The following is a 13028-nucleotide window of genomic DNA, read 5'->3' as shown; positions in this document are numbered from 1 at the left end:
AAAAACAAGTTTTGTATAGGTAATTTCAGCGTGATTATTGTTAGATATTTGATCCGCGAAACACTCAAGAGTCAATTTGCGATTTTTTTCGTACTTTTTTTGGTGTTTGTGAGCCAGAAGTTCATCAGTGTTCTCGCTGATGCTTCTGACGGGGATATTCCTGCTGGATTGATTTTCTCTATTGTTGGTTTGAACATGCCAGCAATGGGTTTATTGATGCTGCCATTGAGTTTGTACATCGGCATATTGATCACTTTTGGTCGTCTCTATGCAGAAAGCGAAATTGTCGTGATGAATGCGACGGGGATCGGCAACAAGTTCCTAGTGCAAGCTGCACTTTACTTGGCGTTGATCACCTCTGGTGTGGCTGCGTTTAATGCACTTTGGTTATCACCTTGGTCTCAAGACCGAGTGGAGCACCTTTACGAACAAGTCGCGGCGGAAAACAGCGTCGACTTACTTAAAAAGGGTCAGTTCCAAGGTACGCCAGACGGTTCATCCGTGGTATTCATTGACGATATTAAGGACAGCACGCTTAGTAACGTGTTTGTCGCGCAAATGCGTCCACGAGATTCGGTTCTACCTAGCGTGATGTTCTCTTCTTCTGGTGAAGTAAAAGAACTGTCAGATGGCCGTCAGGTTATTACGATGCAAGAAGGTACGCGCTATGAAGGTGTGCCAACTCGCGTGGAGTATATGATCACCAAATTTGATGAATATGAAGGGGTGATCGGGCAGCGTGAAGTCAAACAGAAAGGTCGTGACTGGGAAGCTTACCCAACGGCGGATTTGATTGGCCATCCGGATCCTGAAGCGCAAGCGGAGCTGCAATGGCGTATTTCTCTGTTTGTATGTATCCCATTGTTGACGATGCTTGTGATTCCTTTGTCTGCGGTGAACCCTCGTCAAGGGCGCTTTGCCAAAATGGGCCCGGCGATTCTGATTTACTTGGCATACTTCCTTGCGATTAGTGCGACAAAATCGGCATTGGAAGATGGTGCGATTCCGGCGGCGATTGGAATGTGGCCTATTAATGCGATGTTGCTGATTGTCGCGATCATGGCCAATATGATGGACAGTGTTCCTGCTCGACGAATGAAAGAAAAATTCCGTAAGAAGAGGCTCGCGTAAGCTGTGTTCAAAATCTTAGACCTTTACATCGGTAGAACCATCATCTCTACCACAGCCTTGGTTCTGGCAACATTTGTTGGCCTATCGGGTATCATCAAATACGTGGAACAGCTACGAAAAGTGGGGCGTGGTGTATATGACCTGACGCACGCTTTGTATTTCGTTTTGTTGAGCGTGCCTCGTGATGTTGAAATGTTTTTCCCAATGGCAGCATTGCTGGGTGCGCTGATCGGTTTGGGTATGCTGGCGTCGAGCTCTGAGCTTGTGGTCATGCAAGCGGCGGGTTTCTCCAAGCTGGATATCGGTTTGTCCGTGCTAAAAACGGCCGTTCCATTGATGCTTATCGTGATGACTTTAGGCCAATGGGGGGCACCAGAAGCTCAGAAAATGGCGCGTGATTTGCGATCTTTTGCATTGTCTGGCGGCAGCATCGTTTCGGTTCGTGCTGGGGTTTGGGCTCGTGATGCCAACGACTTCATCTTCATTGGTAAAGTGGAAGATGACAAGTTGTATGCGTTGAACATGTGGCGCTTTGATGATGACAAGAACTTAGAAAAAGTTATCTTCGCTGAAGAAGTGGATTACCAACAAGATAACAATTGGTTGATGCGTGACGTGCAAATCACCAACATGCAAGACGAAAACGTGATTTCCAAACAAGAGATGGATCAAATGGAATGGCACACGTCGTTGGCTCCTGACAAGCTAGCCGTGGTGACAGTAAAACCAGAAGAGCTCTCTCTGAGCGGCTTATATGATTACGTGACGTATTTGAAAGCATCAGAGCAAGATGCTTCACGTTACGAACTCGCATTTTGGCGTAAGCTGACGCAGCCTTTGTCGATTGCCGTAATGATGTTGATGGCATTGTCTTTCGTCTTTGGTCCGCTGCGAAGCGTAACAATGGGGGCGAGAGTTTTATCTGGCGTTGTGGCTGGTTTCACTTTCTATATCTCCAGCGAGTTCTTCGGGCCATTGACTCTGGTGTATGGCATACCGCCGATATTTGGTGCCTTAGCTCCGAGCTTAGCGTTTTTGGCGATTGCGGTGGCGTTGCTAAGAAGAAAGCTATAATCAAAGAAAAAGGAAGGCGCTATGCCTTCCTTTTTTGTTTCTAGGCGATTTATTTTGCTTTTGGCAAAACCACCACTTCAGTTTTTGCCCAGATATCGTGGAAACCACGTTTTTGCGGGTCAATTGGCACGGTTAAGTTCGCAAGACCAAAGCCTGATGTCGCAAGGCGGATTAATGCTTGAGTCGCCGTAATTGGAGCGCCGTCTTTCGCGTTTCGAATTTGCATTTTCCAAGCGCGCATGCCTAGGGTTTGACCTGCTCGCGTCCAGAAAAAGACGAAGAAGTAAATCCAGACTACCGCCAGATAAAGTGTGAATATCGGACTCAACACCGGGTGTTTCCCTAACATATCTGCGGCATCCACATATTCTCCGTAGCTCAGCAAGCCTGCTGCATTCAAAGCAAACACCACTGCTATTACGACACCCGCCGCCATCATCTCAATGGCTAAGACAATTAGAGTGTCATAAAACAAAGCGGCCAATCGACGGAAAAATCCCGCTGGTGGAAGAGTTGTAGAAGTAGTCATAATTCCATCACTTACCTTAAAAATTGTGCGTCAGGATATAGATTCCGCCAGTCTGTGAAAAGAGAGCTGACGCACAGACTCTCCAATTACGACCAAATCTAAGAGCTTTTCACGAAGGATGATGGCTGCGCATACGCATGTTTGAGGCGTATGCTTAAAACGATGCTGATTGAATGGATCGTCAGCGCCGTGTTTTTGGGTCAGTTACCTGGTTCGAAAGTTGCGCAAGTTGATGCTTTTCATCTTCAGTGAAATGTTGGGTCAACGCGAGTTCTAAAGCTTTCTCTGAAAGCTTGGTTGCTGAAGCGCTAAACAGCTTGGGATGCATACTAGACAAGGCTAGTAATGCCTTTTGCAGGCGAACTTGAACTTGCAGTTGAGCCGCCCCATCATGCGCTATCGGCAAAAAGACATCATCGAATAAATCTTGGCAGTTTAACGAGGGCACAAACAATCTTGGGAAGCGAGTTTTGGTTGGCTGTTGGCTAATAAGTTCTCCCCAAAGTGAAAGCGCCCGAATCGAACGTCCCAGAACATCAATCGCAGTACCATTATCATTAACGGCAGGAGAGAGGGCCCTAGAGGCTATTTCTGCAAGTACAACTAAGCCAAAGCGAGGATCTTGGTCATAGGATCGCTCAGTTCGGATCGTGAACGCTGCCGTTACCTCACTTTCTTCTGCTAATTCGCCACAGACCCAAGCCAATGGTTGACCAAGATAAACAAAACTCCCTGGCTGCCTCTCAATATAGATAGTGGATTGAGAGGCTTTAGCAACACTATCTAGATGGTGCATATCAATATGTTGTAAGTAACCAATTTCTTTGCTGACAATCGGTTTGCTTCCTCTCGGCTTGTGTTCTGGATGACTCCAAGGAAATGCACCCAGCCAAGGCTCACAGCCTCGTTTTCGAATCGCGCTTAATAGCGCTTGTTCCACATTTGAGGTGGTTTCCGAGACTCTACCAAGTACAGATAGGTGCTGAATCCAGCGAAGTAGAGTCAGGATGATCATAATGATCACCACCATGGTTACGATGAACAAATAGATCTGTGCCTGCTCGTGATAGGCGCCAATACCAAGTGCGATGATGCCTACCAAACTAAACAAGAATGAGCCAAGAAAAGTCGCCAGAGCATTTTGCGTTGTGCTGTCTTCCATCAATAGCTTAGTAGCTCTAGGAGTGACCCCTGCACTAGCCGCGCTGTACGCTGAAACCATAATGTTGAGTGAAAACGTCGTCACCGCCAGCATCGACGTCGCGAGAATATTCAATATGTTATTCAGCAGCTCATTACTGACATTGATGGTGGGAGGCAGGGTAATGAATTTATTTAAAATAATAGAGATCAGGGCGGTTACAACAGCAAGTAAGGCGAAAAGTGATGTACGAACCCATAGTTTGCGTGTCATTTGTTTAAGCAGCCACTGCCATTTGGAGCCGGTCATTCTCATGTGCCTCTTATCTTAAGTGAGAAAGTCGATAGGAAATTCAAAACGTTATTCTTTGTTTAAGCATAGGTGAAATTTCCGGGTTCTCTTTGTGCTTGATGAGCTTCGTGATCAAGGTACTGGTATCCGAACCATTGGATAGTTTTGAAAACTATTGGGCATATTTAGAAGTTAACGAGCGTTAAAATCAGAAAGTCATGCTGCTTCAAAGAATGGCGTTCGTAAGATGTGAATCAGCCTATATTCCGTTACCTTAATTGGTACACACATTAGAAAGCACTTTTACGAACGAGGTAGAAAATGATTGTAATCACAGGTGCAAGTAGCGGCTTAGGGGCGGAGTTGGCCAAGCTTTATGATGCGGAAGGGAAAGCCACTTATCTGACTGGACGAAGTGAGAGTAAGCTCTCTACAGTCACAAACTGCTTATCGAACAATGTTGGCTATCGAGCTTGTGATCTCGCATCCCATCAAGAAGTGGAACAATTGTTTGAACAATTAGATTCTATTCCGAGCACGGTGGTTCACAGTGCAGGCAGTGGGTACTTTGGGTTGTTACAAGAGCAAGATCCAGAGCAGATTCAAACCTTAATAGAGAATAATCTCAGCTCAGCGATTAACGTGCTGCGGGAGTTGGTTAAGCGATACAAGGATCAGCCTGTTAATGTAGTGATGATCATGTCTACTGCGGCTCAGCAGCCCAAAGCTCAAGAATCCACATACTGCGCTGTGAAATGGGCAGTCAAAGGATTGATTGAATCGGTTCGTCTGGAGTTGAAGGGTAAGCCAATGAAGATTATTGCCGTGTATCCGGGAGGAATGGCGACTGAGTTTTGGGAAACCAGTGGTAAGAGCTTGGATACGAGTAGCTTTATGAGCGCAGAAGATGCAGCATTAATGATACATGGTTCGCTAGCTAACATTGGCAACGGCTACGTTTCTGATATTACAGTGAATCGACAGTAAATCTTTTCTGAATGAGAGAGTTTTTGCGCGGTTTTTTGTGAAGATGAATTTGATTTTCTCCTCCGAGCTTAGTTTTGTCACACTTTGTGGCGAAATTATCAGCAAACGATAGTTATTTAAGGTTTTTCTGCTTGCGCAGGTCAAAAGCTTCCGTATAATGCCAACCATCAAAGGGCAATAGCCCAGAGATGCCGGTGTGGTGAAATTGGTATACACGACGGATTCAAAATCCGTTGCCTTCGGGCGTGGCGGTTCAAGTCCGCCCACCGGTACCATACATAGAAAGGTCGCTTTTATAGCGGCCTTTCGTCGTTTTAGGCGTTTGTAAATATTCGATTTTTCAGGTGCTTATCTCAAAATTCCTTTCCTGCTATCGCCTCTTTTTTCGCTCCAATAGACTCACTTTATCTACCTTAAAATTTCTCCTATGGTCCATATATGGTTCATCGCATGACGATTCTGTGCGCAAGGGAATCCCAGTCAATCCAACAAATTACAGTTAATGCAAAGTTGCGGGTCAGTATTAGCAAGGGTTGCGAGCCAGAAGAAGCATGGTACGACCATGGTGACTTTACGGTGCTATGCGGTTTTAGTCTAAGAGTTATAAGTTTAGTGATCGTTTTGATGAATAGTTGAAAAAGTGCTTATTAAGTCCGAGGCTGTTCAACTTAACTTATTAATGGTACTGTACTGAACAGTTTTATTGCTACTCTCAATTTCTAGAACTGAAGTGAGTGCTACTTAGGTTTATTAATGCGCCTTTCTACTGAAAAAAAAAGAATTCGAATAATCGAAGTCGCTACAGATTTGTTTATCGAACAAGGTTACAAAGACACCTCACTCGATCAAATCGTCGCTATTTGTGGTGGTTCAAAGCAGACTTTGTATCGTTACTTTTCCAATAAAGAAGGGTTGTTTGTCGAAGTCCTCGCATACAACACCAAAACCAGCCTAGAGTCCGTATTTCAGCTAGCAGACAAGCAAGAAGAACCTTTGCAAAAGACATTACATGACTTCGCCAAGAAGTATCTAAAAGGGATTTGTTCTAATCCCATATTATCTCTCTATCGTATTGTTTCTGCTGATTTCAACAAACATGATTTTGTGCCAAATCAGTTTTGGCAAACGGGGCCCCAACGTATTCATCAATATCTGATCGATTTTTTTAAGTATGAAACTATCAACTTGCAACTCGATATTAAAGATGCCGATCTTGCTTGTGAACAACTACTCGCACTGATCAAGTTGGATTACCACAACATGGCGCTCATGGGCGTTGATTTTCCGACAGATGAAGAATTGGATTCACACACCCAAAAAGCTGTAGCTGCATTCCTAGCACTCTATCAAAGATAACACTCAACCTGATAAAACAGAGAAAGGGGGCGCCAACGCTCCCCTACTTAATTGTCTCAATGGATTAGTCAGCTTTTTGCTTCGCAGCCAGTTTCTTGCCGATAAGTAAGACTGGAGCAAGTGCAAAGACCGACACGATAAACATCAGCAACGAATTATTCAGTGCCAGTGTCATCACCTGCTCTTTAACGACAGAGCTAATTTGACTCGTTCCTAATGCCGAATTAGGTAAGTGACCATGAGTAAGAATCGTACTTCTTAACGCATCTTCATACGCACCAAATGCGTTATTCATACTATCGAGCGTCCTTCCAACCTCTCCAGAAGCTTGTGCGCTGTGGCTTTGGATTACCCGTGAGAACACGGCTCCTGCGATTACACCACCAATAGTACGAAATAGATAAAAGTTCGCGATGCCTTCTAAACGCTGCCCGGCAGGAAAATACATCAATACCGCAATCGTCACCGAAACATTGAGCAAGCCGACACCAAACCCTCTCAATAGCATCGGAAAGGGCAAAGATTCCGCCCCTGCAAAGCTCGGTAACTGACTAAACTTGTGTACCGAAAGGATAATCATCACCACACCAAACGGGACGATGGCGTCCGACACAGGACGGCGGAAGTAATACACCAAAACACTCACTAACATGCCAGCTAACATGGCGTAAAATGCCGGCAATTGCACATATCCAGCATTAATACTGTTGTACTTCAAAGCCATTTTCAGAAAGCTAGTAAACAACACATTGCTCGCCATAACTGCAAAACCAGCTAAAAAGGCATTGTACATAAAGACGTTCGTTTTCAACTTACTATGTAGCTGTGTTGATGCTGTATTTGAAGGACTGGTCTTAACCAAATGGTACACCAGCAATAAAGTCAATGCGGCGGCTATCGATGAAGCTTTAACAAACCAATCTGAGTCGAACCAATTGTAATAGCCCCCTCTCATCAATAAAAATACAACAAGGCTTATCATCAGGGCCAAAACGAAGTAAAACCAGCCGCTGGATTTGGGTTCGGTCTCGATTTGAATCGGCTTTGGATTGTAGAGACATACAATTACCAAGGCAGAGAAATACAACCAAGCCGACACGACACACAACAGTGACCAGTCAAAGACTTCGACAATCTTTGCTGCTACCCAAGGGTAAGCGCCCATCGGTAGCAAAGTTGATAAAACTAGTGTCAAAGCGATGATGGCAGGTAGCCACCTCTGCTTAAAAAAGTGGAGCAAGTACAGGTTTAATACCACCATTAACATGCTCATAAAAAAGCCACTCACGAGCCACGTCAGAGTGAATACCAGCTCTTGATGTCCGCCCCAATAAAGTACAAGATTACTCGTAAAACCTACCCATAAAATGGCATGTAAGAGAATTAACGTGCCCAGCCTACGCACCAATATTGGTGTAAAGATAAAACCTAATATTTGCACGATCATAAAGCCGACTTTAACCAAAGCGACTTCATCGGCAGATAAGCCTGACGTTGCTGCCATCTCATACGATAACTCGGTAAACATCACGGAGTTAATACCAAAGGCAACAATCGCAAAAAGCGTCAAAATCAGCAGAGGTGAACTTTTTTCCATTGCTGTTAACCTTGTGTCGCGGTCTCAATCGATACTTCTGCAGACAACCCCGGATAGATTCGTTGACTCAACTCTTGAGGGATCTCTAGCTCAATACGTACTGGTACACGTTGTACTACTTTTATGAAATTCCCCGTCGCATTTTGAGGTGGCAACAAACTAAACTGCGCACCAGTTGCTGGAGTGATCGAAGATACGCGACCATGCAATGGATGGTTTGGAAACATATCCAATACCACTTCAACCTCTTGCCCAGGTAAAACGTTCTCAAGTTGTGTTTCTTTAAAGTTTGCCTCTATCCAAACATAGTCTGGCACCATCACGATGAGCCCCATTCCTGGTTGTACAAACTTGCCGACTTGTACTTGTCTGTTTGCGACATAGCCATCGAATGGCGCACGAACTGTGGTCCTTTCCAGTGAAATATTCGCCAAGCGTAAGCTCGCTTCCGCTTTTGTACGCTGTGCTGTCAGTTGCAACTTTTCAGTCATCAGTGTATCGAGCTGTTTTTGCTCAGTCGCTAAGGCCAATTTAGCGGTTTCAAGATTACTACTGGCTTCTATAGAGCGTGTTTTTTGCGCTTCAAACTGATTTTTGCTTACGGATTGCTTTTGCACCAAACGAGAAAGACGCTTAAATTCGGCCGCTTGGTGCGCTGCATTTGCACTCGCACGGCGAATACCTTGCTTCGCCTGCTCAATCTTCATTAACTGCATGTCCGTTTTGATTTGATTCGAAGTAAGTGCAGAACTTGCAACATCAAGTGCTGCTCGAGCAATCTCTTTATTGGCAATAAAGTCTTCATCATCAATGACAAACAAAGGGGTTCCTTTGCTTACCCACTGATTATCTTTGACAAAGATTTCGCTGACTTGCCCACCAACTTCCGGTGAAATGGCCGTCACATCCGAATGAACATATGCGTTATCCGTCGTTATAGTATTTGGCTGATATAAAGTACAACCAGCAGCAAATAACGAACCCACAACAAGCGACAAGGCGATAACTTTCTTCTTCATGTTTGAAACCCAACGTAATGATTTACTAAATGCACATTTATTCGTACTGTACTGTTCAGTACGATTTTAGTAAAGGGATAGTTGAGTATTGTTAAAGGATAAAGAATTATCCTATTGTTTATATTGTTCTTATTTGGGTAGGTCCTCTTTAGATAGTTTTATGAAATTAGCTCTCATGGTGAATTGCATGACGATTCTGTGCGCAAGGGAATCCTAGTAAATCCAACAAATGCAAACTTCTGTAATCTCGCAAACCAGTATTACCAAGGGCTTCGAGCGAGAAGAACCATGGTACGACCATGGTGACTTTACGGTGCGATGGGGTTCTGTTTGGGTGAAAGATCGTTTTAATGGATTGGCGGTTAAGCCTTTTTTCATGGGGGGTGTCGAGTAGTGTGTATTAAGGCTGTTGGGGATATTCATTAACAACCAATCACACGCACCAATGCACCTTGGATCAGACCATGACATTGATTCCACTATTACCGCACCAGATTCACCACATAACACTTATACCTATTTTCCCACTCTACAAAAGAAAAAAGCGCGAGGGTATGCCTCGCGCAAACTACTACATGATGATAGTAGGGAACAGCTTATAGAGCTGTGAACAAGGTGTTCTGTGAGTTCGGAGTCCAGTCTGCTTGAGATACGTGCGGTACATTAACTAGGTAACGCAAACCTTGATAAGTCACCACATCGCCTTGTTTGTATGAAACATTCTGAGTCCAATTAGTAGCTGGATCCGCATTCGTCCACAAGCTAGATGTTGGTGATGGAGCCCAATCTTGTTGCGCTGTATGGCTTGTTACTGCTTGATATACCGTACCGAGGTGTAGAACGTAGTCGCCGGCGCTGTAGTTGTTACCAACTTGCCAGTTCGGTGTGTAGTTATCCATGGTATCGAAGACATAACCAGCCTGTTTGGCTAGCTGGATAAACTTCGCGAGCTTCGGTAGGTTTTGAGTTGCACCCATGCCACGTTTACCGTCTTCAAACAGGAATTCGTGAGTTAGCACAATAACTTTATCAGCATGCAAAGGTGTACCACATGGGAACTCTTGTGCTTTGGAGTTGATAGGGTTAATTGTCGTAGGCGCACAAGTATTTAGCGCGGAATCGACATACCCAAGGAATGGTTCAGCTTCTGTAAGGCTGTTTGCTGGCATCGCAATGCCCCAGTTTTCAGGGGCCCAATCCACATCCCAACCGTGAGTTTGATAGCCATTATTCGCTAGGATATTTTGAACCGCGATGGCTGCTTTTACACTGTTAGATGGGTTTGCCGTATCACATGCATAGCCAGGCTCCCAAGGTTTGAGATCATCGGACGTAGCACATAAGCCGTCCGCTTTGAAGTCTTTCGTAACGCGCCAACCATTGGTATACGGCAAGCGGGCAAACTCATTCGCTTTATAGTTAGGGTAGCTCGTAATGTTCGGCAAATATTTTTCTAGTACTGACAAGTTTTCTGCAAACATCGAGGCATCGTAGGCCGGATCTTGATAAGAGTTGATCTGGTGATCACCTGTTGCATTACATTCTGCCGCACTGTTTGGGCCAAATTCTTCAACACAGTTGTGAACCATATGGTCATAACTGTGGTTTGCGACGATGTGGCCGCTATCCAACGCCAGTTTTAGTGCCTCTAACGCTCTGTCTTCGTTTTCATCACCAATACCATCTAGGTGCCACGCATTAAAGTAAAACGTCGCTTTTACTTCTTCTTGATTTAGCACATTAATGACGTCAATTGAGGCGTTGATTGGGCCATCATCAAACGTCAGATAAATGGTTCCTTTGGTGTCAGTTTGGGCAAATGCATATTGAGATAGAGCGGCACTTACAAGCGTTGCAATAGCCAGTTTATTTAATTTCATTTTCGATTCCTTTTCGAAATTAATAATGACGTTGTCAGTAGTAATATATTGATAGTTGTAAATGTAAATTCGTAATCTTCCTTAATTCTCTGACTTTTATCCTAGACCTAAATAATTATTAAAAAATAGACCTTATTTTCTAAAGTGAGATTCTGTTCACGAATAACGCAACCGGTTGCGCTTTTTTGTGCTGATTATTTTTGCTACAGTTTTTGCAGGTTGAAATTTACACAACGGGAGTAAGGCTATGAAAAAGATCCTTTTATGCTGTAGCGCAGGGATGTCGACCAGTATGCTTGTTAAGAAAATGGAGCAAGCTGCTGAAATTAAAGGAATTGAATGCAAAATTGATGCGATGTCAGTGAATGCATTTGAAGAGGCGATTAAAGAGTATGACGTTTGTTTACTAGGTCCTCAGGTACGTTTTCAACTGGAAGAGTTAAGAAAAACAGCGCAAGAGTACGGAAAAAATATCGATGCGATATCTCCCCAAGCATATGGAATGATGAAAGGGGACGAAGTACTAGAACAAGCATTAGAATTAATTAACTAAGTCAATAATTTGAAATAAAAGAAAATTGTTCATCAAATATAAATATTTGATGCGGGATTATTTTGTCTGAAATAAGGATGGACTCTATGAAGCTTTATGACGCGATTATAGGAACAGTCGAAAAGCATATAGCCCCTATCGCTGCAAAAGTGGGTAATCAACCCCACGTTCGCGCAATGAGAGATGGTTTTATTGTCGCTATGCCGTTTATCATCGTGGGCAGTTTCATTTTGATTTTTGCATTTCCACCATTTGCTGAAGATACGACGTTTACCTTTGGTCGTCTTTGGCTTGACTTTGCTACCACTCACTTTGACACCATTATGATGCCTTTCAATATGTCGATGGGGATCATGACCATCTTCGTGTCGCTCGGTGTCGCCTACAGTCTGGCGAAAGCGTACAAAATGGATGGGATCACTAGCGCGGTTTTATCTTTAATGTGTTTCTTGCTGGTGGCTGCACCTGCTCAAGATGGCACGTTAGCGATGAAACACATGGGCGGTACAGGGATCTTCACTGCAGTAATGTGTGCGTTCTTTGCTGTTGAGCTGTATCGATTTATGAAAAAGCATAACATCACGATTCGCATGCCAGAGCAGGTGCCACCTGCGATCGCGCGTTCTTTCGAGGTGTTACTGCCTGTTCTAGCTGTGTTTGTCACGCTTTATCCATTAAGCATCTTCGTTCAAACCCAATACGACATGTTGATTCCTGATGCTGTTATGGCGATGTTCAAGCCATTAATCAGCGCATCAAATACTTTACCTGCAATCATTGGTGCACTACTCATGTGTCAATTACTTTGGTTTGCAGGGATTCATGGTGCCGCGATTGTGGTTGGCCTTCTATCGCCAATCTTTCTAACAAACATCAGTGGAAACATCGACGCATTTGTTGCTGGGCAGCCTGTTCCGAATATCTTCACTCAGCCGTTCTGGGACTTCTATATCTTCATTGGTGGTTCTGGTGCGACGTTAGCGTTGGTTCTACTTATGTCATTTAGCCGCTCTGTTCACCTAAAGAGTATCGGCCGAATGAGTGCGGTTCCTGGCTTCTTTCAAATTAATGAACCAGTGATTTTTGGTAGCCCAATCGTAATGAACCCAACATTGTTCATCCCATTTGTTTTTGCTCCAGTAATTAACGCAACGATTGCTTACTTTGCTGTGCATCTTGGCTTCGTAGGTATGGGGGTGGCTACTACACCATGGACGACGCCGGCAATTATTGGTGCGTCTTGGGGAAGCGGCTGGACGTTTTCTCCGGTACTGCTCGTAGTGGGTCTGTTGATTCTTGACCTTCTTATCTACTTCCCATTCTTCAAAATGTTTGAGAAGCAAATGCTTGAGCAAGAACTACCAACAACCAAAGAAACGAAACAGGCAGAACAACCTGCTGGTGAAGGCGTAACCGCTTAATTATGAATGGGCTGTTTTACCAAGCAGCCCATATTTCTGGAGAGATAAA

11 protein-coding genes and 1 tRNA gene are annotated in these 13028 nt (G+C 44.2%); 7 read left to right on the top strand and 5 right to left on the bottom strand.

Features of this window, described 5'->3' with window-relative positions; all coding sequences use genetic code 11:
- The first annotated feature begins 30 nt into the window (after positions 1–30).
- Positions 31–1131: an LPS export ABC transporter permease LptF gene (gene lptF, locus ACYJZR_RS13165; protein WP_005461105.1), complete on the top strand. Its 1101-nt coding sequence runs from the start codon at positions 31–33 to the stop codon at positions 1129–1131.
- Positions 1132–1134: 3 nt separating this feature from the next.
- Positions 1135–2205, top strand: a complete 1071-nt coding sequence (lptG, locus tag ACYJZR_RS13160) for an LPS export ABC transporter permease LptG (RefSeq protein WP_005461103.1) — start codon at positions 1135–1137, stop codon at positions 2203–2205.
- Between the two features lie 49 nt (positions 2206–2254).
- Here lptG and ACYJZR_RS13155 read toward each other — a convergent pair whose 3' ends face one another.
- Both ACYJZR_RS13155 and ACYJZR_RS13150 read right to left on the bottom strand, forming a co-directional pair.
- Entirely contained in the window at positions 2255–2734 is a 480-nt protein-coding gene (locus tag ACYJZR_RS13155) for an RDD family protein (protein ID WP_005461101.1), read from the bottom strand.
- Between the two features lie 181 nt (positions 2735–2915).
- A complete protein-coding gene (locus ACYJZR_RS13150; RefSeq protein ID WP_025607368.1) occupies positions 2916–4184 on the bottom strand; it encodes a DUF2254 domain-containing protein in 1269 nt (422 codons plus the stop codon).
- Between the two features lie 303 nt (positions 4185–4487).
- Between ACYJZR_RS13150 and ACYJZR_RS13145 the strand changes: the two genes are divergently transcribed.
- The 3 genes from ACYJZR_RS13145 (at position 4488) to ACYJZR_RS13135 (ending at position 6509) form a co-directional block, all read left to right on the top strand.
- Positions 4488–5153, top strand: a complete 666-nt coding sequence (locus ACYJZR_RS13145) for an SDR family oxidoreductase (protein ID WP_005461097.1) — start codon at positions 4488–4490, stop codon at positions 5151–5153.
- 190 nt (positions 5154–5343) lie between these two features.
- Positions 5344–5428: transfer RNA gene (locus tag ACYJZR_RS13140), tRNA-Leu, on the top strand.
- 478 nt (positions 5429–5906) lie between these two features.
- Complete coding sequence (locus tag ACYJZR_RS13135) at positions 5907–6509, top strand: TetR/AcrR family transcriptional regulator (RefSeq protein ID WP_020835356.1); 603 nt, start codon at positions 5907–5909, stop codon at positions 6507–6509.
- Between the two features lie 64 nt (positions 6510–6573).
- Here ACYJZR_RS13135 and ACYJZR_RS13130 read toward each other — a convergent pair whose 3' ends face one another.
- The 3 genes from ACYJZR_RS13130 to cod form a co-directional block, all read right to left on the bottom strand.
- Positions 6574–8106, bottom strand: a complete 1533-nt coding sequence (locus ACYJZR_RS13130) for an MFS transporter (RefSeq protein ID WP_020835357.1) — start codon at positions 8104–8106, stop codon at positions 6574–6576.
- 5 nt (positions 8107–8111) lie between these two features.
- A complete protein-coding gene (locus tag ACYJZR_RS13125; protein WP_020835358.1) occupies positions 8112–9125 on the bottom strand; it encodes an HlyD family secretion protein in 1014 nt (337 codons plus the stop codon).
- A 596-nt stretch (positions 9126–9721) separates the two neighbouring features.
- Positions 9722–11005 carry a chitin oligosaccharide deacetylase gene (cod, locus tag ACYJZR_RS13120; protein ID WP_005478836.1) on the bottom strand — a complete coding sequence of 428 codons (1284 nt, stop codon included), beginning with the start codon at positions 11003–11005 and terminating at the stop codon, positions 9722–9724.
- Between the two features lie 247 nt (positions 11006–11252).
- On the opposite strand from cod, the gene ACYJZR_RS13115 reads away from it, so the two are divergent.
- Together ACYJZR_RS13115 and ACYJZR_RS13110 are read left to right on the top strand one after the other, a co-directional pair.
- Positions 11253–11558: a PTS sugar transporter subunit IIB gene (locus tag ACYJZR_RS13115; protein ID WP_005478850.1), complete on the top strand. Its 306-nt coding sequence runs from the start codon at positions 11253–11255 to the stop codon at positions 11556–11558.
- An 86-nt stretch (positions 11559–11644) separates the two neighbouring features.
- Positions 11645–12979, top strand: a complete 1335-nt coding sequence (locus ACYJZR_RS13110) for a PTS sugar transporter subunit IIC (RefSeq protein WP_015297303.1) — start codon at positions 11645–11647, stop codon at positions 12977–12979.
- The last annotated feature ends 49 nt before the right edge of the window (positions 12980–13028 follow it).

Source organism: Vibrio sp. RC2502, from assembly GCF_054850435.1.
Note: the sequence above shows the minus strand (reverse complement) of the source record. Positions and strands in the feature narration are given on the sequence as shown.